We start from the raw sequence: 20,966 nt of genomic DNA on the forward strand, positions 1-20,966 counted from the left end.
GGCCTCGCCGGTCTGGTCGTCGATGCCGTCGCCGTTCTCGTCGACCGCACCGCCGTTGCCCGCGCCGGCGCCGTTGCCGGCCCCTCCGGCGTTGCCCGCGCCGCCGTCGCCGAGGGTGGCGCCGACCGCGGCCAGCGCGGTGGTCACCGGCTGGAAGAAGGTCTCGCCGCCCGCGGTGCAGTCGCCGCTGCCGCCCGAGGTCAGACCGACGGCCTGGCCGTCCTGGGTGAAGAGCGAGCCGCCGCTGTCACCGGGCTCGGCGCAGACGTTGGTCTGGATGAGGCCCGTGACGGTGCCCTCGGGGTAGTTGACGGTGGCGTCGAGGCCGAGGACCTGCCCGTCGTGCAGACCGGTGGTGCTGCCCATCCGGAAGACCTGCGTGCCGACCGTGGCGTCGGCGGCCTGGTTGATCGCGACGGTCTGCTGGCCGGTGTTGACCTCGCTGGGCGCCTGGGTGTTGGCGTCGTCGTACTTCACAAGCGCGAAGTCGCCGTCGCCGGGGAAGGTCGCCTGGTCGACCGTGGCGATCGGCTGGCCGTTCTGGGAGTCGGACCACTGCTTGGCCGCGACCCCGCAGTGACCGGCCGTCAGGAAGGCCGGGGAGCCGTCGCCCGCCGTCACGTTGAAGCCGAGGGAGCAGCGCGCTCCGCCGCCGAATATCGCGTCGCCGCCGGAGACGAAGGGCTTGAGGGCGCCGGCCGACTTGCGGATCGTCGCCATGTCGGAGCCGAGGCTCTTCACGGTCGACTCGATGCGGCTCCACTTGGCGCCGGTGACGGTCGAGTCGGCGGTGACGAGGATCTTGTTCGTCTTCGGGTCGACGGCCCACGAGGTGCCCGGGATGGTCGCCTTGGTCTTCAGCGTCTGCGCGGCCGCCTTGAGCTCGGCCGTGCTGTTGTCCACCTCACGGACCTTGGCGCCCGCCTGCCTGGCCTGCGCCAGGACGTTGTTCTTGTCGCCGGAGACGTTCACGACGTTGACGACCAGCTGCTTGCCGGCCGCGTCGTAGTAGGAGCCGGCGAAGGTGTCACCGAGGAGCTTCTGCAGCTGTGAGGCGAGGTCCGAGGCGTTGCCCGCCTTCAGGGTCTTCACCGAGGCGGTGTCGCCGGAACCGCCGTCCTGAGAGGCGTTCGCCTGGGGAAGCAGGATGGCCGCCGCTCCGAGCGCCGCCACACCGCCTGCCGCGAAGATGGCCTTGCGCTTCGTAACTCGCTTGTGACTCAAAAAACTCGACCTCCTGGGGGGCGGGGTCTGGCTGCCGGGGGTTCGGCAGCTCCGTACAGCGGCGCCTGGTTGGTCATCAGTACGCGGCCGGAGCGCGGTGCGTTCAATCGCGTTTGCCAACTTCCTTTGCACGATGCTGAATCGGCCATGACCCGGGGCCGACCCGGGCGGAGGGGCTCCCGGCCCCCCGCGCCACCCCTGCGGGCCGGGGGGCCGGGATCCCGGCCGGGAGGCGGGCGACGGCGGAGCGGCCGGTTCCGCCGCGGCGGGCGTCGACGACCGGTCGCGATGTCCTGATCCGAACGGTGGCCTTCCCTCCGCGTCCCGGTCGGCGGCCGGCCGCAGCCGTCCGCTCCGGATCGGCGACCCCTCGTGTCCGTCCGGGCACGCTGCGTCGACGATCCGTAGCGGAATCCCCGCTTCAGGGAATCTGCACATCGAATGCCCAACCGGGTCACGGCGAGCGAGGGTTCTGCACAACTGCGCGGCCGTCGTCATGGCATAGGTGCGGGAGTGTCCGTTTGGCCGCGAGAGCGCCCCTCGCTCATCCGAGCGAACTCGGCCCGTGGTGTGAAGAAGTCGCCGACAAGCGGTGGGCGCGCCTGCACGGTTTACCGCTCCTGTGACGCAAGTTCCCAGGTGGGACGGGTGATTGATTGGAAGCGTCGGCCGTGGACCTGCTTTGATCCAACGCATCGCAGGGCCGCAGCGGCCTCCCGGAAACGGGAAGCCCGGGCCCGGCGATCGCGGCCGTCGTCTGTCCCCAGAGGGGGCCGCTCCCCCTTATGAGATATCCATGTGAAGGGAAGTTCCCCCATGAACTCCACCCCCCAGGTTGAGACCGTCGAGATCTCCGACGCCGAGCTGGACAACGTCTCCGGCGGTCTGTCCCTGAACGCCGTCGGCACCGTCACCGGCCTGGTGGACGGCATTGCCCCGGTTTCCGGCCTGGTCAACACGGCCGTCGGCACCGTCGAGGGCGTCACCGGCCTCAACACGGCCCCGGTCACCAACCTGGTCGCCGGTCTCTGATCGCGCCCTGTGTGACCCCCGCGAGTCCCGGAGCCCTCACCCGGCTCCGGGACTCGTCGGCGTCCTGACCCTCCCGGGGGAAGTCCCGTGCAGTTCCGTCAACAGGCCCTCGCCAAGCTCCAGTCACCGGAGGAACTCGACCTGCCGGTGCGTTTCGCGCGCCCTCAGGGCTGGCTGGTGCTGGCCGTGACCGTGGTCGTCGTCGTGGCCGCGTCGGTGTGGGCGGTGACCGGTTCGGTCGCCTCCACGGTGAGCGCGCCCGCCGTCCTCACCCACGGCGAGGGCAGCTACGTCCTCCAGAGCCCGGTCGCCGGTCAGGTCACCGCGGTGCTCGCTCGGGAGGGCCGCCGACTGCCCGCCGACGCGCCCGTGCTGAAGGTGCGCACGGCCGACGGCGACACCGTGGTGCGGACGGTCGCCGCCGGCCGGGTCACCGCGCTCGCCGCCACGATCGGACAGATCATCTCCACCGGCGCGAACGTCGCCGCCGTGGAGAAGGTCGCCGACGCCGACGACCCGCTGTACGCGACGGTGTACGTCCCCGCGCAGAACGCGGCCTCCGTGCCGGTCGGCGCGCCCGTCGACCTCACGGTGCAGACCGTTCCCGCCCAGGAGTTCGGCGTGCTGCGCGGCCATGTGAAGACGGTCGACCGCACCGCCCAGTCGGCACGGCAGATCTCCGCCTTCCTCGGCGACAGCCAGCTGGGCGAGCAGTTCACCGAGGACGGCCGCCCGGTGGCGGTGCTGGTGCGTCTCGACCGGTCCGCGTCGACGAAGAGCGGCTACCGGTGGTCGTCGGCGCAGGGTCCGCCGTACGCCCTCGACTCCATGACCATGGCCACCGGTTCGATCCGGCTCGCCGACCAGCGTCCCGTCGACTGGCTGCTGCCATGAGCGCCGACGAGCGGACCCGCGGCCGGCGCCGGGCAGCGCCGCCGCCGCGGCGCACGGTCCCCAAGTCCTCGGCGAAGACGGTCCGTACGCCCACGGTGCTCCAGATGGAGGCCGTCGAGTGCGGGGCCGCCTCGCTCGCCATGGTCCTCGGACACCACGGCCGGCACGTCCCGCTGGAGGAGCTGCGCATCGCGTGCGGCGTCTCCCGCGACGGCTCGCGCGCCAGCAACCTGCTTAAGGCGGCCCGCGGTTACGGACTGACGGCCAAGGGCATGCAGATGGACCTGGCGGCCCTCGCCCAGGTGAAGGCGCCGGCCATCCTCTTCTGGGAGTTCAACCACTACGTCGTCTACGAGGGCATCGGCCGGCGCCTCGGCCGCCGGGGCGTGTTCGTCAACGATCCGGGCAAGGGCCGGCGGTTCGTGCCGATGGAGGACTTCGACGGCAGTTTCACCGGGGTCGTGCTGGTCCTGGAGCCCGGCGAGGGGTTCGAGCGGGGCGGGCGCAGACCGGGCGTCCTGGGCGCGATGCCGGCCCGGCTGCGCGGCACCGCGGGCACGATGCCGGCGGCCGTGCTGGCGAGCCTGCTGCTGGTGCTGGTGGGCGCGGCGGTGCCGGCGCTCAGCCGGACCTACATCGACATGTTCCTGATCGGTGGTCAGACCTCGCTGCTGACCGTGCTGTTCGCGTCGATGGGCGCCTGCGTGGCGCTCACGGTCGCCCTCACCTGGCTCCAGCAGGCCAATCTGCACCACGGCCGGATCATCTCCTCGACACTGTCCAGCGCGCGGTTCCTGCGTCATCTGCTGCGGCTGCCGGTGACCTTCTTCTCGCAGCGCAGCCCGGCCGACCTCGTCCAGCGCCTCCAGTCCAACGACGCGGTCGCCGAGACGCTGGCCCGCGATCTCGCCTCGGCGGGCGTGGACGCGGTGGTCGTCGTCCTGTACGCCGTCCTCCTCTACACCTACGACCCGCAGCTGACGTACGTCGGCGTCGGGGTGGCCCTGCTCAACGTCGTCGCCATGCGGATCGTCGTCCGGATGCGGGCGACGCGGACGGCGAAGCTGCGCGCCGACAACGCGCGGCTGACCAACACGGCCTACACCGGGTTGCAGTTGATCGAGACGATGAAGGCGACCGGCGGGGAGGACGGGTACTTCCGCAAGTGGGCCGGGCAGCACGCCACGACGCTGGAGGAGCAGCAGCGCCTCGGGGTGCCGAGCGCCTGGCTGGGCGTGGTCGCGCCGACCCTCGCCACGCTCAACAGCGCGCTGATCCTGTGGATCGGGGGCATGCGGGCGATCGAGGGGCACATCTCGGTGGGCCTGCTGGTCGCCTTCCAGGCGCTGGTCACGCGCTTCACCGCGCCGCTGACCCGGCTGAACGGAGTCGCGGGCCGGATCCAGGACTTCGCGGCGGACGTGGCCCGGCTGAAGGACGTGGAGAACTTCCGCTCCGACCCGCTCTACGACCGCCGCGCGGGCGCCGACTCCACACGACGGCTGCGCGGTCACGTCGAGCTGGAGAACATCGCCTTCGGCTACAGCCCGCTGGACAAGCCCCTGCTGACCGGGTTCGACCTGACGGTGGGTCCGGGGCGGCAGGTGGCGCTGGTGGGCGGCTCCGGGAGCGGCAAGTCGACGGTGTCCCGGCTGATCTCGGGGCTGTACACGCCGTGGGAGGGCGTGATCCGCATCGACGGGCTGCGACTGGAGGACATCCCGCGCGGGGCGCTCGCGTCCTCGGTCTCCTTCGTCGACCAGGAGGTGTTCCTCTTCGAGGGCTCGGTCCGCGACAACGTGGCCCTGTGGGATCCGTCGATCCCCGACGACGCCGTCGTCGACGCGCTGCGGGACGCGGCTCTGCTCGACGTCGTCCTGCGCCGGCCCGGCGGCGTCCACAGCCGGGTCGAACAGGACGGCCGCAACTTCTCCGGCGGTCAGCGCCAGCGGCTGGAGATCGCCCGGGCGCTGGTGCGCCGGCCGAGCGTCCTGGTCCTGGACGAGGTGACCAGCGCGCTGGACGCGGAGACCGAGCAGACGGTGATGGACAACCTGCGCCGGCGCGGCTGTGCGTGCGTGGTGATCGCCCACCGGCTCAGCACGGTGCGCGACAGCGACGAGATCGTCGTGCTCCAGCACGGCACGGTCGTGGAGCGCGGCCGGCACGAGGAACTGGTGGCGCGCGGCGGTGCGTACGCGGCCCTGGTCAGGGAGCGGTGAGATGACAGCGGGAACCGGGGACGACGTCGTGCTCGGCGCACTGGGGCAGCTGGGGGCGCGGATCGACTGCGCCGGTCTCGGCCGTCTGGACCTGGAGGGTCCGCAGGTGCTGTGGCTGGTCGCGGCGGGCGCGCTCGACCTGTTCGCGGTGGACGCGGAGCAGCAGGGCCACTGGCATCACCTGGGCCGTCTGGAGGCCGGGGCCCTGCTGGTGGGCCCGGTGGCCGGGCCCCGGCACACGCTGGTCGCCCGCCCCTCGCGCGACTGCGTGGTGCACCGGGTCGGGCTGCGGGAGCTGTACCAGCCGGCGAGCACACGGACCTGGTCCTACGACGAGTACGGCAACCCCCAGTACGTGCCGCCCACGTCGAGCCCTCTGGAGTACGCGCTCGCCCTGGGCGTGGGCCGCGGGCTGTCGGTCCTCTTCCAGGCGCCGCTGGCCGCCGAGGGCGCGTCCGAGGACGGCGGCTCCCCCCTGCGGGCGCCGGCGGGCACGGGCGACGACGACGACGTGTTCTGGATGCAGGTGCCGCCCGGCAGCGTGCAGTACGGCTCGCTGTACGGCGCGGAGGCGGCCGCCGACCTGCTGATGGACCCTGCCGTGTGGCAGTCCGTGGTCGACCAGCAGTACCGGCTGCTGACCGCGCTGGACCGCTGGATCGAACAGCTGGAACGCAGCCACGAGACGCGTACGGCCGCCGGGATCAAGGCGGGTGAGACGGTCCGCGCCCAGGCCGACCGGACGCTGCTCGCGTCGATCGGCGGGAAGCCGGACCGGCGGGCGACGTCCGCCGACGCCGACGCCACCTTCGCCGCCTGCCGGCTGGTCGCCCGGGCCGCCGGGATCAGTCTGACCGAGCCGTCCCGGGCGGGCGCCGACAGCGACCGGCTCGACCCGGTCGAGCGGGTCGCCCTGGCCTCCCGGGTGCGCGCCCGGGCCGTGCGCCTGGACGGCCGCTGGTGGCGGGACGACGTGGGCCCGCTGGTCGGTCACCGGGCGCTGTCCGGGGCGCCGGTGGCGCTGCTGTGGCGGCGCGGCGGCTACGTCGCCGTGCATCCCGCGACCGGGCGCGAGACCCCGGTCGAGAAGGCCAACGCGGCGGACTTCGAGCCGCGGGCCGTCATGTTCTACCGGCCGCTGCCGGAGCGGAGCCCCGGCCCGCTCGGCCTGCTGCGGTTCAGCATGCGCGGCACCGGCTCGGACCTGACGAACCTGCTGCTCAGCGGGCTGGTGACGGTGGTGATCGGAGCGCTGGTGCCGATCGCGACGGGCAAGGTCCTCGGCGAGTACGTACCGAGGGCGCAGCAGGATCCGATCGTGCAGGTGTGTCTGGCCGTCATGGTCAGCAGTGTGGTGGCGGCGGCGTTCATGCTGTTGCAGAACCTGACCATCCTGCGTCTGGAGGGCCGGATCGAGGCGGCGCTCCAGCCCGCGGTGTGGGACCGGCTGCTCAGGCTGCCGACGAAGTTCTTCGCCGAGCGGTCCACGGGTGAGCTGGCGAGCGCCGCCATGGGCATCAGCGCGATCCGCCGGCTGCTGGCGGGCCTCGGTCCGTCGGTGGCGCAGTCCGTCACCGTCGGCGCCATGAACCTGGGGCTGCTGCTGTGGTACAGCGTGCCGATGGCGCTGGCGGCGGTCGGGATGCTCACCGTCGTGGCCGCGGTGTTCCTGGGTCTCGGGTTGTGGCAGGTGCGCTGGCAGCGGCGGCTCGTGGTGCTCTCCAACAAGCTCAACAACCAGGCGTTCCAGACGCTGCGCGGTCTGCCGAAGCTGCGGGTGGCGGCGGCCGAGAACTACGCGTACGCGGCCTGGGCGGCGCAGTTCGCGCGCAGCCGTGAGTTGCAGCAGCGGCTCGGCCGGATCAAGAACCTCAACACGGTGCTGGGCGCGGTGTACCTGCCGCTGTGCTCGCTGCTGATGTTCATGCTGCTGGCCGGTCCGGCCCGGGGCGCGCTGTCGGCTGCGGACTTCCTCACCTTCAACACGTCGATGACGATGCTGCTCACCTCGGTGACGTCGCTGACCGGCGCGTTCGTGTCGGCGGTGGCCGCGCTGCCGCTGTTCGAGGAGATCCGGCCGGTGCTGGAGGCGACCCCCGAGGTCCGCACGTCGAACACCCGCCCGGGCCGGCTGACCGGCGCGCTCGAGGCCCGCCGCCTGTCGTTCCGGTACTCCGACGACGGTCCGCTGGTCCTCGACGACGTCTCCTTCGAGGTGCGGCCGGGCGAGTTCGTCGCGATCGTCGGCCCGAGCGGCTGCGGCAAGTCCACGCTGCTGCGCCTCCTCATCGGCTTCGACCGGCCGGTGTCGGGCAGTGTGCTGTACGACGGCCAGGACCTGGCCGCGCTCGACCAGTCGGCGGTGCGCCGCCAGTGCGGGGTGGTGCTCCAGCACGCGCAGCCGTTCACCGGCTCCCTGCTGGACGTCATCTGCGGCACGGAGGCCTACACGCCCGAGGAGGCGATGGCGGCCGCCGAGATGGCGGGTCTCGCGGAGGACATCGCGCGCATGCCGATGGGGCTGCACACGATCGTCTCGGGCAGCGGGTCGGTCTCGGGCGGCCAGCGTCAGCGTCTGATGATCGCCCAGGCGCTGATCCGCAGGCCGCGGATCCTGTTCTTCGACGAGGCGACCAGCGCGCTGGACAACGAGACGCAGCGCACGGTCATCGAGAGCACCCGCAAGCTCAACGCCACACGCGTGGTCATCGCGCACCGCCTGTCGACGGTGCTGGACGCCGACCGGGTCATCGTGATGGAGAACGGCAGGGTCGCCCAGCAGGGCGCGCCCGCCGATCTCCTCGCGGACACCGGCGGGCGGCTGCACGAGCTGGTCCGGCGCCAGCTGGCCTGAGGGCCCGTGCCCGCTCCTCCCCCGTCCGTTCCCCTTCCGCCCGCCCCGGCTCGGCCCGTCCGAGCCGGGGCGCACTAACGAAACTTGACCGTTTCGCTGAAACTGGTCTAGCCTCGATGTGTACGAAACAGTTTCGTTTACGTGTTCTTTGCCCTTCGTTCCTGGAGTGGTTCCCATGCCTTCGAAGACCTTGACGGACGGCACCCGCCCGGGCGCCGCACAGGAGCCGTCCGCGGCATCCGCGGAGTCCACCAGAAAGTGGTGGATCCTCGCGGTCGTCGCCCTCGCCCAGCTGATGGTGGTGCTGGACGCCACCATCGTGAACATCGCCCTGCCCTCCGCCCAGGCCGACCTCGGCTTCTCCGACGGCAGCCGGCAGTGGATCGTCACCGCCTACGCGCTGGCCTTCGCCTCCCTGCTGCTGCTCGGCGGCCGCATAGCCGACCTCTTCGGCCGCAAGACGGCCTTCCTGATCGGCGTCGTCGGCTTCGCCGCGGTCTCCGCGCTCGGCGGCGCGGCCACCAACTTCGAGATGCTGGTCACCGCCCGCGCGCTCCAGGGCGCCTTCGGCGCGCTCCTCGCACCGGCCGCCCTGTCGCTGCTCAACACCACGTTCACCGACGCCAGGGAACGGGCGAAGGCCTTCAGCGTCTACGGAGCCATCGCCGGCGCCGGCGGCGCGGTGGGCCTCCTCCTCGGCGGCGTGCTGACCGACGCGCTCGACTGGCGCTGGACGCTCTACGTGAACGTGGCGATCGCCGTCGTCGCCTTCGCGGGCGGCTGGGTCCTCCTCACCAACCACCGCGACGCCGGGAACTCCAAGCTGGACGTGCCCGGCACCCTCTTGGTCGCCTCCGGACTGTTCGCCCTGGTCTACGGCTTCTCCAACGCCGAGACGCACGACTGGGGTTCGCCGCTGACCTGGGGCTTCCTGATCGCCGGCGGACTGCTGCTCGCGGCCTTCTCCTGGTGGCAGACGCGAGCCGCGCACCCGCTGCTGCCGCTGCGCATCCTCTTCGACCGCAACCGCGCCGCCTCCTTCCTCGCCGTGCTGATCTCCGGCGCCGGCATGTTCGGCGTGTTCCTCTTCCTCACCTACTACCTTCAGCTCAACCTCGGCTTCAGCCCGACGAAGACGGGTGTCGCCTTCCTGCCGATGGTCGGCGCGCTCATGGTGGCGGCGCAGGTCGGCACGACCGTCCTGGTGCCGCGCCTCGGCCCGAAGACGGTCATCCCGCTGGGCTTCGCCGTCGCCGGAGTCGGCATGGCCTGGCTCACCGGGATCGGCGTCGGCTCGCACTACCTGAGCGCGGTGCTGCCCCAGCTGATCGTCACCGGGCTCGGCCTCGGTCTCGTCATGCCGCCCGCCATGCAGCTGGCCACCGGCGGAGTGGCCGCCGAGGACGCGGGCGTGGCCTCCGCCACCGTCAACGCCATGCAGCAGGTGGGCGGTTCGATCGGCACGGCGCTGCTGAACACGCTCGCCGCGAGCGCCGCGACCGACTACCTGGCCGGCAAGGACCCGACGAACAAGCTGGTGCAGGCGCAGGCCACCATCGAGAGCTACACCACCGCCTTCTGGTGGTCGGCCGGATTCTTCGCGGCCGGCGCGGTCATCGCCTTCGTGCTGTTCCGCCGAGGCGTCCCCGAGCAGGACGCGGACGCCGCCCCGGTGGTCCACATGTGACGGGCCCTCGGATCCACGGGCCACACCAGGAAAAGGGGCCGCCGTCCACGAGGGACGGCGGCCCCGCCGCGTGACGACGGGGCGCGCGCCCGCGGCGGTGAACGCGCGCGGGCCGAACGCGGCGGGCACGCGCGGCGAACGCCCGCGCGGAGTGGACAGGTTTGGGCCTGGGTACTCGCGGGCCATGAGAATCAGCGTTCTGGACGTCGGGTCGAACACCGTCCGTCTGGTGGTGGCGGACGCGGCGGGCGGCGTTCCGCTCCCGGTGCACACCGCGAAGTGGCGGCTGCGGCTGTCCGAGCAGGTCGCGCCGGGTGACCCCATTCCGGACGAGGCCGTGGACCGGCTCGTGGCCGCCGTCGACGCGGCCGCCCGCACGGCCGACCACTGGGGCGCGACCGGCCCGCTGGCCTTCGCGACCGCCGTGGTGCGCGCGGCCCCCAACCAGCGCGAGGTGCTGCGCGCGGTCCGGGCCCGGACCGGTGTCGCCCTGTGCACGCTGCCCGGCGAGGTGGAGGCCGAACTCACCTTCCTCGGGGCCCGCCGCTGGATGGGCTGGCGCTCCGGCCCGCTCGCCCTGCTCGACATCGGGGGCGGCTCGTTCGAGGTGGCCTTCGGCCGGGGCCGTCTGCCGGACTTCGTGGCCTCGCTGCCGCTCGGGGCGGGCCGGCTCACCCATGACTTCTTCACCGGCATCGACCCGCCGACCCCGGAGCTGCTGCGGGCGGCCCGCCGCAGGATCCGCCACCAGCTCAGGGACGTGGCCGCCCGCATCCGCTGGGAGGGGCCGCGCACGGCGGTGGCCACCTCCCGCACCTTCCAGCAGCTGGGCCGGCTGTGCGGGGCGGCGCCCGGCCGCCACGGCCCCTTCATGGACCGCACCCTGCACCGCCGCGACCTGCGCGAGGCCATCGACACCCTGGCCGCCCTGCCCGCGCCCGAGCGCGCCCGGCTGCCCGGCATCTCCGCCCCGCGCGCGGCGCAGAGCCTGGCCGGCGCGGTGATCGGCCACACGGCGATGAAGCTGACCGGGCTCCGATCGGTCACCGTCTGCCCGTGGGCGATCCGCGAGGGCGTCATGCTGCGTCACCTGGAGGACGGCCCGGCCTGGTGGGCGGAGGTCGCCCGGCTCGCCGAGGACGAGCCGGACGCCCCCGCGGAGCCGGTCCCCCTGCGGCTCGCCCAGCACGGCCGTTAGCGACCAGGACGCCCCGGCCGCGCCCGGCGAAGGGCGTGCCCCACCCCGACGAAAGGGAACCCACCGTGTCCGACCACGAACAACGCGACTCCGGCCAGGAGCGGCCCAGGACCGCGCTGGAGGAGCTCATGCGCGAGATAGAGGAGGCCGAGACGCACGTCGACGGCCCCGACTGCGAGGACCACCAGCACAGGGGCGAGGCGGCCGACGCCCTCACCACCAACCGGCGGGCCCAGGAGGAGTCCGAGGGCCACTGAGCCCCGGACAGGCGCCCGGACGGGCGGGTGAGGCGGCCGCTCCGCACGTCGCACGGGTGGCCGGCCGGGCGTGGGGTACCCGGCCCGCATGGCACACGACCCCCAGGGACCACGGCTGCCGGACGCCCGCGGTCCGGTCTCCGCAGCGGTCCGCGCGTACCTGTCGGACACCGGCCCGCTCCCCGCGGCCGCGACGGTCGCCGCCGCGTCCCCGTACGGCGACGACCTCCAGCTGGCGCTGTACCTCTGCTACGAGCTCCACTACCGCGGATTCTCGGGGGTTGCCCCGGACCGCGAGTGGGATCCGGACCTGCTGCGGGTGCGGGCCGAACTGGAGCGGCTCTTCCTGACCGCCCTGCGCGAGGACACCCCGGTCCACGCCGACGTCGACGAGGCCCTCGCGGATCTCCTCGTCGAGCCCGTCGACGGGGCCGGCGTCAGCCACTTCCTGGCCGGCGAGGGCGAGCGGTGGCAGGTGCGCGAGTACGCGATGCAGCGCTCGCTGTACCACCTCAAGGAGGCCGACCCGCACGCCTGGGTGCTGCCGCGGTTGTCGGGCCGGGCCAAGGCGGCGATGGCGGCGGTGGAGTTCGACGAGTGGGGCGGCGGCCGCGCCGACCGCGTCCACGCCCGGCTGTTCGCCGACCTGATGACGGACCTGGGGCTGGACACCGCCTACGGCCGCTACCTGGACGTCGCCTGCGCCGAGGTGCTGGCCACGGTCAACCTGATGTCCCTGCTCGGCCTGCACCGGTCCCTGCGGGGCGCCCTCGTGGGCCACTTCGCGGCGGTGGAGATCACCTCCTCGCCCGGCTCCCGGCGGCTCGCCGAGGCGATGCGCCGCACCGGCGCCGGGCCCGCCGCCGTGCACTTCTACGACGAGCACGTCGAGGCCGACGCGGTGCACGAGCAGGTCGTGCGCCACGAGGTGATCGACGGCCTGCTCGCCGACGAGCCCCGGCTGGCCGCCGACGTCGTCTTCGGTCTGGACGTCACCGGGTTCCTGGAGGACCGCCTCGCCGACCGCCTGCTCACGGCCTGGCGCGCGGGCGAGTCCTCGCTGCGGCCCACGCCGCGGGACTCCGCCGGCACGGGGGCCGCCGCGCGCCCGGATGACGAGAAGGTCCATATCTCCTGAAGGCCGGGGTACCCGGGCGGCATGGACTCCCCCGCCGACAGGCCCTGCCGGATCAGCGTCCAGCGCCGTGGCCCCCTGCTCGTCGAGGGCCCGGTCGAGGTGGAGCTGGAGGACGGCACCACCGTCGTCTCCGACCGCTTCCGGGTCGCCGTGTGCACGTGCCGGCGCAGCCGCCGCTACCCCTGGTGCGACACCAGCCACCGCGACCGCGAGCGCAAGCCCTCCTAGTGCACGTCTGCGCCCCCGGAACCGGCCAGCCGGTTCCGGGGGCGCAGACGTGATGATCCCGGAGGCCGGGCGGGGGCCCCACTCCGCCCGCCCGTCCTCCGGGTGCGAGATCACGACGGTCCCTCGCCTAAGGGGCTCGCACTCCCCACTTCACGAGCCTCTCTCGGTGTCCACGAGGACCGCGCGATCCCGGTCTCAGAACGCGAAGAGGCTGCTCACGGCAGCGTTCTTCACGCATTCGTTGGCGAAGGTGCGCTCGAAGTCGACGCGCTTGCCCTGCCACACGCCGTCGACGGTGACGACCACTGGGTCGTACTGCCTCGTACACACGGCGCCGCCCGGACCCGCCAGCAGGTCGAGGTCGCCGCCGGCCGCGCGCAGTTCGGCGCAGGCCCGGGCGGCGGAGGGGTGGGTGCCGGACGGGGTCGGGGCGCAGTTCAGGGTCACGGCCCGGGCCGCGTCGACGGTGGCGGCGCTGTCTCCGTGGCCCACGGTCAGCACGAGTGCCGACGGGGCGTAGAGGGAGGTGGGCGCTGCGGCCGGGGCGGCGAGCGCGGGTCCGGTGAGGGATCCGCAGACGGTGGCGGCCGTGAGGCCGAGGGTCGCTGCCCAGCGCGCGGTGTTCCGCATTGTGTGCATCCTTCCGCTCGATTCGGGGGTGTGCCGGTCCGGCCCGATCGGTGCCGGACGCGGCGAGCGCGAGTCTGCCGAGTCCGCCGCCGAATCTCACATCGACCCCATGGGTTTCAGTAACCTTGCGTGTTGAAGCAGTGGCGTGAAGTCACGGGATTCGAACGTTCCAACGCCATAAGTAAGCGCTTCTTGATCCCTTCGGACCTCTCGGTGACCGGTTTTCATAGCTCCGTTAATCGGCCTGAAACATTCCGCTCTTCGCCTCCCGGCCCGGTCGACGCCCCGGCGTTCCGCTCTCGGCGGACTCCTTCCCGACCCCTTGCGTTCACCGACCTGCGGAGTAATCGTCATTACATGATTACCACCGAACAGCACGAGAAGCTGAGGGGCTGGTTCGCGGGCCGGCTGCCCGACGACCTCTTCGAGGAACTGACCGACGTCACGGCCGATCGCGAGGAGATCACCGTGGTCGGCCGCATCGCCGCCCCCCGGCTGGCCGAGGACGCCCCGGCCGCCGAACGCCGGGCGGCCGTCGACGCGCGGATCCAGGAGTTCCGCGAACGCACCCGCGAGACCCGGATGGCCGTCGCCCGCGACGCCGAGCACCGCTTCCGGCACAAGGTGTCCTGGGGTGTGGTGTGCGACGGGGAGCGGGCCCTGTTCACCCATGTCGCCGCGCCCGTGATGACCCGGCTGCGCCAGCCCGAGCGCCAGGTGCTCGACACCCTGATCGCCGCGGGCGTGGCCCGCAGCCGCAGCGACGCGCTCGCGTGGTGCGTCCGGCTCGTCCAGCGCCACACCGACGACTGGCTCACCGAGCTGCGCGAGTCCCTCGAACACGTCCAGCGGGTGCGGGCCCAGGGCCCGGACGCGTCCCCCGACCCGTCCGGCGCGCCGGACCCGGCCGACGGCGCCCCGGACGGCGCATGAGCGCCGAAGCCCCCCTCTGCCGCCCGCCCACCCGCCGGTATCGTCGCCGTGCGACGGCGACGCGGGGCGTCGACGGGACGACGAGAGGCGGCACGCGCGGATGGCCGAGCACTGGGCGGACTTCCAGTACGAGATCTATCTGAACGGGATGACGGGCGCGGTCCCCCGGCTGCCCACCGACCTGACCCGGCTGGAGGAGCTCACCGAGCGGCGCCTCGGGCCCGGCCCGGTCGGATACGTGGCGGGCAGCGCCGGGGACGGCAGCACCGCGCGGGCCAACCTCGCCGCCCTGGAGCGCCGCCGGATCGTGCCGCGCATGCTGCGGGACGTCCACGAACGGGACCTGTCGGTCGAGGTGCTGGGGCGGGCGCTGCCCGCGCCGCTGGCGCTCGCGCCGGTCGGCGTGCTGTCGATCATGCACCCCGAGGCGGAGTCCGCCGCGGCGCGCGCGGCGGCCGCGCACGGGGTGCCGTACATCCTGTCGTCGGCGTCCAGCACGCCGATCGAGCGGGTGGCGGAGGTCATGGGGGACGCCGAGCGGTGGTTCCAGCTGTACTGGTCCAAGGACCTCGACGTGACCCGCAGCTTCCTCGGCCGGGCGAAGGCGAGCGGGTTCAGCGTGCTCGTCGTCACCCTGGACACCCCGCTGCTGGCCTGGCGGCCCCGCGACCTGGACCAGGCGTACCTGCCGTTCCTGTACGGCGTGGGCACCGCCAACTACTTCACCGACCCGGCCTTCCTCGCGGGCCTGGCCAAGCCCGTGCACGAGGACCGTGACGCGGCCGTCCTGCGTTTCGTCTCCCTGTTCGCCGACCCGGGCAAGACCTGGCCGGACCTGGCGTTCCTGCGGGAGAACTGGGACGGCCCCATCGTCCTCAAGGGCGTGCTGCATCCGGACGACGCCCGGCTGGCCGCCGACGCCGGGATGGACGGCGTCGTCGTCTCCAACCACGGCGGCCGCCAGGTGGCCGGGTCGGTCGCGGCGGCCGACGCGCTGCCGGAGGTGGCGCGCGCGGTCGGCGACCGGCTGGCCGTGCTGTTCGACAGCGGGATCCGCACCGGCGCGGACGTCTTCAAGGCGCTCGCGCTCGGCGCGCGGGCGGTGCTGCTCGGCCGCCCCTACGCGTACGGGCTCGGCCTCGACGGACAGGCCGGCGTCGAGCACGTGATCCGCTGTCTGCTCGCCGAGTTCGACCTCACCCTGGCCCTGTCCGGCCACGCCCGCCCGGCGACGGTCGGCCCCGCGGACCTCGTCGAGGCCCCGCTCTGACCCGCCGCGGACGCCCGCCGACGGCCCGCCGGCGTCCGCGCCCGCACGGCGGGATGACGCGTTCGGGCCGTCGGCCCGGCGTCAGGCCGTGCCGTCGGGGAGGCCGACGGGCCGGGCCGACGGCGGTGCGTCCGCGCCGGTGACCGCCGGCGAACCGGGCGTCGCGGAGGCGACGTCGGTCAGCCAGCGCTGGCCGGTGGAGTGGTCGCGGACCTTGACGACGACGTCGGCGCCCGCCTCCTCGCCGGCCGTCGCCAGGGCCAGCGCGTCGTCCCAGCGGGGCAGCAACTCGCCCTGCACGGTCAGGTCGTAACGGACGTCCTCACCGCGGGCGTCGGTGGCGTCGGCGCACGCGCCGAGGATCACCACACCGGCGTCCGCGTGCGAGTCGACGCACAGGTCGGGATGGGCCGCGCTGCGCAGCTGCCCGTCGTCGCCGTACGACCACGCCTGCGTCTCCGCGGACGAACAGGCCGCCAGCTGCACGGCGGCGCCCGCCTGCGCCTCTCCCCGGATGTCCAGGCACAGGTCGGAGGCCGCGTTGCGCAGCCTGGTCTGCCGGGGCGGGGTGGGCAGTTGGGCCGTCCCGGGAGCCCCCGGCGAGGCGGCGCCCGTCTGCGAGTCGGTGCCCGGGGCGCTGCCGCTGGTGGAGGCGGCCGGGTCGGCGCCACCGTCGTCCGACCACATGCCGGCCGCCAGCAGGGTCGTCAGCAGGCCGGCCGAGGCCAGGCCGACGCCGGTGAACAGCGCACGCGGCGAGCGGGCCGCCCCGGACGCCCGGCGGCGGGGCGAGGGAATGCGCGCCAGCAGGTTGCCGCCCCGGCCGCGCGTGCCGCCGCCACCGCCGCGATGACGGGCCGAGCCCTTGAGACGGACGGTCTGCTGCTTGGCGCGCCCGGGGCGGGTGTCGTGGTAGCGCCTGGCTCCCCAGCCGAGCACCGACTCGGCCAGCAGCACGCCGAGGCCGCTCTCGAACTGGCCCAACTGCTCGGCGGCGGAGCGGCAGTAGCGGCACTCGTCCAGATGCCGCCGCACGTCCGGCAGCAGTTCGCCGCCGCGCCGGATGGGAACGTCGAGGAGCCGGTTGTAGAAGCGGCAGTCCTTGCTCGGGGCGAGTTCCCGGTGGGCGCGCACGATGCCCTCGCGGAGCTTGTCGCGCGCCTGGTCGAGGACGGCGGACACGGTGTCGGTGTCCATGCCGAGCAGGCCGGCGGCGACGGTGGGCGCCTCGGCCTCGACCTCCACATGCCACAGGACGCAGCGGGCGACCGGGGGAAGCCCCTGGAACGAGCGCTCCGCCAGCACCCGGTTCTCCGGGGTCAGGGACTTCGACGTGCGCATCCCCCGGGCGCCGGCCGGCTTGCGCAGCACGGGCAGGACGCCGGACAGCCCTTCGTCCGCCGACCACAGCGCGGCCGTGTCCCGCACCGTGACCAGCAGCCGGGGGCGCAGCGCGGTGCCGGGCTCGCCCAGCTTGAGCCGGTCGAAGACCTGGTGGAAGACGGCCGTGGTGAGCATGGACGCGGCGCTCCCGGAGGAGGCGAGGCAGATGACCGCGTACTCGTTGACCGGCCGCCAGTGCCGGGCGATCAGCATGGCGGTGGACTGGGCCACCTCGCTGTCCGCGCCGCCGCGTATCCCGGCGGCGAGGGACTCGTCGGATTCTCCGGGTCCTCCACCGGGCGGCGGGTAGGGCGGAAGAGGAGGCTGAGGGGTGGGCACTGAGCGAATTCCTTTGGTACGTACCTGTTCGGTGCGGCTGGGAGCGGGAATTCGCCTCCGCCGACGAACGCAGGGGACCCGGCCATGCCCCCCGCACGGGTGCTTCACCTTTGCACAACCAAGTCGGGCACAACAAGGCGGCGACTGAAGCCGCGCTTATTGATGGAATGTCGATAACGCCTTCCTGCTCCGGCCGAGTCGCACTCCCTCGGCCGCATCATGGCGGCTGGGCCGAATTCCGCCCCCGCACCCCGTGTGAAAAGCGCACACCCAGCGAAGGGCCGCGCACGCTCCCGGCGCACCGGCCCGCGTAGTTGGCTGGAACCGGCCACTTCCTCGGAGGCCCCGCGCAGGACGGCGGCTCTCCTGCGCGAAACGGCCGCCGGCCTTGCTCCTCCCGCCCTCGGCCGGCGGCCCGAGGCACGTCACACGCCTCGGGCGTCCAGGACGCGCCTGCGGGCGTCTAGATCTGCCAGGACCTCAGACGGTCGGCCGCTCCGTAGACGTCGGTCTTGCCGTCGAGCAGGTCACGGGCGAGGTCGACGAGCGCGCCGTACGGCGGATCGATGCCGACGCCGCTGGTGAACATGTACGCCACCGCCGTCGCACAGGCGAAGCGGGCGTTGGCCGAGGGCAGCGGCCTGAGCAGGGTGAGCGTGTGCAGCAGGGCGGCGGCCCGCCAGGCGGGGTCGGAGTCCACGCCGAGCCTGGGCGGATCGACCCGGTGCCGGGCCACGGCGGCGACCAGCGCGGAGAAGTCGTTGACGGTGGGCTGCTCGGGGAGCACCTCTTCGTGGCGCTGGAGCAGCCAGGGCACGTCGATGTGGATGACGGGCGTCATCGGTCAGGCGACCCGCCCCTCGCTCCGGGCGGAACGTTCGTCGTCCGGGAAGGCGGCGGCGAATTCGTCGGCGTGCGAGGCGAAGAACGTGCGGAAGGCCTCCGCGCCCTCCTGGAGCGCCCGGTGCCGCGCTATGTCGGCCGCGGCGGCCTCCCGCACGAGCGCCTTCATCGACGTGCCGCGTTCCTTGGCGATCTGCCGCAGGTCCTCCAGCTCGCGATCGCTGAATTCCACATTGAGGGCTGGCATGCCTTCACGGTACCGCGCGGGTACTTACTCGTAAATATCACCAGGTCAAGCCGGTGACCGCGCGGTACCGCAAGGTGTCCCGCCGGGCCCGTCCCGCCGGGCCCGTCCCGCCGGGGCGGGACTATCCCTGGTCGGCCACGAAGGACGCCATCCGGGCCAGGGCCGCGTTCCAGTTGATCGCGGTCTCGTTGGTCGACCAGGACTGGATGTCGTCGATGTAGCAGAACTGGCCGACGCAGCCCTGGAGCTTGGACTGCGCGTAGGGATCCTGGATGCTCGAGTTCGCTCCGCCCGCCAGAGTCCCCGCCGGCGGGGACGGCAGCTTCGGGTCGAGCTGGTGGGCGTACCAACGGCTGTGCTCGTGCTGGGCGTTGACCTCGCCGTAGCCGGTGACGTACGAGATGTTCAGCGCGTTGCGGCCGAGGATGTAGTCCATGCTCTGCACGGCGGCGTCCCGGTACTTGGAGGCGCCGGTCACGTCGTAGGCGGTCGCGAGGACCACGGCGTTGTTCAGCACCTGGTGGCTGGAGCCCCAGTCGTAGCGGTTGCCGTCCGGCGCGTAGGGCATGCCGTACGGCTGCGAGGCCAGGGCCGCCAGGTACCTGTCGGCGCCCCGCACCACCGAGCGGCGCACCTGGTCGCGACCGGGGAGCTTGCTCGGGACGAGCGCGAGGTCGAGACGGCCGGCGGCCGCCGTGCGGGACCAGTCGAACCCGTAGGGGCCGAAGACGTCGGCGGTGTGCTGCGGCGAGTTCAGCACGTGGTCGGCGTACCGCTTCTCACCGGTCGTCAGGTACAGCTCGGCCGCCGCCCAGTAGAATTCGTCGGTGACGTCGTTGTCGTTGTAGGCGCCGCCGCCGGTGCCGTCGGCCGGGTCCGCGTAGACGGCCGGGTGGGCGAGGGCCGCCGTCCAGGCCTTGCGCGCCGCCGACAGCGCCTTCGCGGCGAAGGCCTTGTCGTAGGGCCGGTAGAGGCGGGCCGCCTGCGCGGCCGTGGCGGCCAGGTTGAGGGTCGCCGCGGTGGTCGGCGGGTGCAGTTCGCGCTGCTGCGGGTCGTCGGCGGGCAGCAGGGGCAGACCGGTCCACTGCGCGTCGTGGATCTTGTGATGGGCCATGCCGGCGAGCGGCTGCCCGTCCGGGACCTGCATCTTCAGCAGGAAGTCCAGCTCCCAGCGGGCCTCGTCGAGGACGTCGGGCACGCGGTTGCCGCTCTCGGGCAGCGCGAGCGTGCCGTCGCCGAGGCTCGCCGGGTGGCCGGTGCGGGCGAGCAGGGAGCGTTCGTAGGTGCTGAGCAGCTCCCAGGCGGCGATCCCGCCGTTGACGACGTACTTGCCGTGGTCTCCGGCGTCGTACCAGCCGCCGGTGACGTCGAGACGGTAGTCGCACTCTCCCGGCCGGCACGGGACGCTCGTGTCGCCCTGGTTGGGGGCGACGCCCACGTGGCCGGCCGCCCTGCCGTAACCGGGCCGCAGGTCGTCGCGGATCGCGATGCCGCTGCGCTGCGTGTAGTAGTACTTCACCGCGTCCAGGCGCAACTGCCGGTAGGCGGCGGCGCCGATGTCGAACGGCCGGCTGGCCTCGCCGTCGGCGACCAGCGTGAACCCGGCGCCGGGCTTGCGGTAGGCGCCGAAGTCGATGGTGTGGACGTTCTGTCCGGAGGAGGCGTCGACTCCCCGCGGCACGCTCCAGCCGTGGGCGACCGTGGCGCCCGCGCTGTTCTTCAGCTGCCAGGGCAGCTTCGCCACGGCGTCGGTCACGAGGGTGGCGTTTTTCGGCCCGGCGGGCAGGTAGGCGACCTGGTTGACGCGCACGCGGGGGCCGGTGTCGGGCTCGTACACCTGCGGCGGCACCCCGCCCAGCAGCGAGACGTCGTCCACGCAGAAACGCCACGGGTCCGCGCTGCCGCCCACCTGGAAGGCGACCTGGCCCTGGGCGCTGTCGATCGGCGAGGTGAACGTGTAGGAGTACGTGTCGCCGGCCGCGTCCAGCACCGGGGTCGCCTCCTGCCAGGTGTCGTACGGCGAGACGGCGAGTCCCACGATCGCCCGCACCGCGTGCCCCTCGGGCACTCCGGAGGCACGGAACGAGAAGCGGTACGTCGTGCCCTTGACCAGGGTGATGTCGTTCTGGCCGATGGCGGAGTCCCAGCGGTTGACGGTGCCCCCGGGCACGTCCGCGCACAACTGGCCCGCGGTGAGGGAGGCGGTGACGTTGCTGGTCCACCAGGGGTCGGCGGTCGTGTCGAACCCGCCGTTCCTGACCTGCTCGACCTCGTCGGCGCCGGCGTTCTGCACGGGCAGGGCGGTGAGCGCCGCGCCCAGCAGGGTCGCGAGGGAGAGCAGGGCCGTTCTGCGTCGTTTCACGTCCAGGCTCCTCGGGGAGGTGCGGGACGCTCCGCGCGAGGTCCGTACGCATCGCGTGGGAGCGCTCCCAAAACGGGATCGCAGAATATAACCGCGGCGCGCCCGTGGGTAGTTGACGGAGCGAAGCTTCGTGACGGATGCGCGGCACGGGACCGGGGGCCGGTGCGTGGGACACGGGGCGGAGGGGGCGCACGGTGGATGTGTCCCGGACGCGGGGAGGTGGCA

General features: G+C 73.1%; 17 protein-coding genes. 11 read left to right on the top strand and 6 right to left on the bottom strand.

What is annotated here, in order from left to right; translation table 11 throughout:
* The coding region (locus tag KMS84_RS02620; RefSeq protein WP_256914355.1) for a S1 family peptidase at window positions 1–1,224 on the bottom strand (1,224 nt) is incomplete at its 3' end.
* A gap of 816 nt (window positions 1,225–2,040) precedes the next feature.
* Between KMS84_RS02620 and KMS84_RS02625 the strand changes: the two genes are divergently transcribed.
* The 9 genes from KMS84_RS02625 (at window position 2,041) to KMS84_RS02665 (ending at window position 12,734) form a co-directional block, all read left to right on the top strand.
* Complete coding sequence (locus tag KMS84_RS02625; protein ID WP_020128984.1) at window positions 2,041–2,256, top strand: hypothetical protein; 216 nt, start codon at window positions 2,041–2,043, stop codon at window positions 2,254–2,256.
* A gap of 87 nt (window positions 2,257–2,343) precedes the next feature.
* Window positions 2,344–3,150: an HlyD family efflux transporter periplasmic adaptor subunit gene (locus tag KMS84_RS02630; protein WP_256914356.1), complete on the top strand. Its 807-nt coding sequence runs from the start codon at window positions 2,344–2,346 to the stop codon at window positions 3,148–3,150.
* Window positions 3,147–5,372, top strand: a complete 2,226-nt coding sequence (locus tag KMS84_RS02635) for an NHLP family bacteriocin export ABC transporter peptidase/permease/ATPase subunit (protein ID WP_256914357.1) — start codon at window positions 3,147–3,149, stop codon at window positions 5,370–5,372. Before KMS84_RS02630 ends, KMS84_RS02635 begins: the two co-directional genes overlap by 4 nt.
* 1 nt (window position 5,373) lies before the next feature.
* Window positions 5,374–8,226 (top strand): NHLP bacteriocin export ABC transporter permease/ATPase subunit, encoded by a 2,853-nt coding sequence (locus KMS84_RS02640; RefSeq protein ID WP_256914358.1) that lies wholly within the window; start codon window positions 5,374–5,376, stop codon window positions 8,224–8,226.
* Window positions 8,227–8,401: 175 nt separating this feature from the next.
* The gene (locus KMS84_RS02645; RefSeq protein WP_256914359.1) at window positions 8,402–9,913 is read left to right on the top strand and encodes an MFS transporter; all 1,512 of its coding nucleotides are present in this window, start codon (window positions 8,402–8,404) and stop codon (window positions 9,911–9,913) included.
* 184 nt (window positions 9,914–10,097) lie between these two features.
* Complete coding sequence (locus KMS84_RS02650) at window positions 10,098–11,111, top strand: Ppx/GppA family phosphatase (RefSeq protein ID WP_256914360.1); 1,014 nt, start codon at window positions 10,098–10,100, stop codon at window positions 11,109–11,111.
* A 65-nt stretch (window positions 11,112–11,176) separates the two neighbouring features.
* Window positions 11,177–11,368: a hypothetical protein gene (locus KMS84_RS02655; protein ID WP_256914361.1), complete on the top strand. Its 192-nt coding sequence runs from the start codon at window positions 11,177–11,179 to the stop codon at window positions 11,366–11,368.
* 88 nt (window positions 11,369–11,456) lie between these two features.
* Window positions 11,457–12,506, top strand: coding sequence for an iron-containing redox enzyme family protein (locus tag KMS84_RS02660; RefSeq protein ID WP_256914362.1), 1,050 nt, complete (start codon window positions 11,457–11,459; stop codon window positions 12,504–12,506).
* Between the two features lie 21 nt (window positions 12,507–12,527).
* Window positions 12,528–12,734, top strand: a complete 207-nt coding sequence (locus tag KMS84_RS02665) for a CDGSH iron-sulfur domain-containing protein (protein WP_256914363.1) — start codon at window positions 12,528–12,530, stop codon at window positions 12,732–12,734.
* A 195-nt stretch (window positions 12,735–12,929) separates the two neighbouring features.
* Here KMS84_RS02665 and KMS84_RS02670 read toward each other — a convergent pair whose 3' ends face one another.
* Window positions 12,930–13,364, bottom strand: coding sequence for a subtilase-type protease inhibitor (locus KMS84_RS02670; protein WP_256914364.1), 435 nt, complete (start codon window positions 13,362–13,364; stop codon window positions 12,930–12,932).
* A gap of 357 nt (window positions 13,365–13,721) precedes the next feature.
* Here KMS84_RS02670 and abmR point away from each other — a divergent pair, with 357 nt between their 5' ends.
* Window positions 13,722–14,297, top strand: coding sequence for an ATP-binding transcription factor AbmR (gene abmR / locus KMS84_RS02675; protein WP_256914365.1), 576 nt, complete (start codon window positions 13,722–13,724; stop codon window positions 14,295–14,297).
* 100 nt (window positions 14,298–14,397) lie between these two features.
* A complete protein-coding gene (locus tag KMS84_RS02680) occupies window positions 14,398–15,567 on the top strand; it encodes a lactate 2-monooxygenase (protein WP_256914366.1) in 1,170 nt (389 codons plus the stop codon).
* 81 nt (window positions 15,568–15,648) lie between these two features.
* Here the strand turns inward: KMS84_RS02680 and KMS84_RS02685 are convergent, their stop codons facing one another.
* From KMS84_RS02685 to KMS84_RS02700, 4 genes are all read right to left on the bottom strand, one after another.
* The gene (locus KMS84_RS02685; protein ID WP_256914367.1) at window positions 15,649–17,289 is read right to left on the bottom strand and encodes a ricin-type beta-trefoil lectin domain protein; all 1,641 of its coding nucleotides are present in this window, start codon (window positions 17,287–17,289) and stop codon (window positions 15,649–15,651) included.
* Between the two features lie 463 nt (window positions 17,290–17,752).
* Complete coding sequence (locus KMS84_RS02690) at window positions 17,753–18,130, bottom strand: toxin Doc (RefSeq protein ID WP_256914368.1); 378 nt, start codon at window positions 18,128–18,130, stop codon at window positions 17,753–17,755.
* Window positions 18,131–18,133: 3 nt separating this feature from the next.
* Entirely contained in the window at window positions 18,134–18,379 is a 246-nt protein-coding gene (locus KMS84_RS02695) for a hypothetical protein (RefSeq protein WP_256914369.1), read from the bottom strand.
* A 121-nt stretch (window positions 18,380–18,500) separates the two neighbouring features.
* Window positions 18,501–20,741 carry a glycoside hydrolase family 9 protein gene (locus KMS84_RS02700; RefSeq protein WP_256914370.1) on the bottom strand — a complete coding sequence of 747 codons (2,241 nt, stop codon included), beginning with the start codon at window positions 20,739–20,741 and terminating at the stop codon, window positions 18,501–18,503.
* Window positions 20,742–20,966 lie beyond the last annotated feature (225 nt).

The sequence above is a fragment of the Streptomyces hilarionis genome (genome assembly GCF_024539675.1).
GTDB lineage: Bacteria > Actinomycetota > Actinomycetes > Streptomycetales > Streptomycetaceae > Streptomyces > Streptomyces hilarionis.

What these genes read in the sequence shown, in the direction of transcription:
- KMS84_RS02695 (WP_256914369.1), bottom strand. Translation starts at nt 18,379, where the DNA reads ATGCCAGCCCTCAATGTGGAATTCAGCGATCGCGAGCTGGAGGACCTG.
- KMS84_RS02680 (WP_256914366.1), top strand. Translation starts at nt 14,398, where the DNA reads ATGGCCGAGCACTGGGCGGACTTCCAGTACGAGATCTATCTGAACGGG.
- KMS84_RS02690 (WP_256914368.1), bottom strand. Translation starts at nt 18,130, where the DNA reads ATGACGCCCGTCATCCACATCGACGTGCCCTGGCTGCTCCAGCGCCAC.
- KMS84_RS02635 (WP_256914357.1), top strand. Translation starts at nt 3,147, where the DNA reads ATGAGCGCCGACGAGCGGACCCGCGGCCGGCGCCGGGCAGCGCCGCCG.
- KMS84_RS02640 (WP_256914358.1), top strand. Translation starts at nt 5,374, where the DNA reads ATGACAGCGGGAACCGGGGACGACGTCGTGCTCGGCGCACTGGGGCAG.
- KMS84_RS02625 (WP_020128984.1), top strand. Translation starts at nt 2,041, where the DNA reads ATGAACTCCACCCCCCAGGTTGAGACCGTCGAGATCTCCGACGCCGAG.
- abmR (WP_256914365.1), top strand. Translation starts at nt 13,722, where the DNA reads ATGATTACCACCGAACAGCACGAGAAGCTGAGGGGCTGGTTCGCGGGC.
- KMS84_RS02645 (WP_256914359.1), top strand. Translation starts at nt 8,402, where the DNA reads ATGCCTTCGAAGACCTTGACGGACGGCACCCGCCCGGGCGCCGCACAG.
- KMS84_RS02665 (WP_256914363.1), top strand. Translation starts at nt 12,528, where the DNA reads ATGGACTCCCCCGCCGACAGGCCCTGCCGGATCAGCGTCCAGCGCCGT.
- KMS84_RS02650 (WP_256914360.1), top strand. Translation starts at nt 10,098, where the DNA reads ATGAGAATCAGCGTTCTGGACGTCGGGTCGAACACCGTCCGTCTGGTG.
- KMS84_RS02660 (WP_256914362.1), top strand. Translation starts at nt 11,457, where the DNA reads ATGGCACACGACCCCCAGGGACCACGGCTGCCGGACGCCCGCGGTCCG.
- KMS84_RS02670 (WP_256914364.1), bottom strand. Translation starts at nt 13,364, where the DNA reads ATGCGGAACACCGCGCGCTGGGCAGCGACCCTCGGCCTCACGGCCGCC.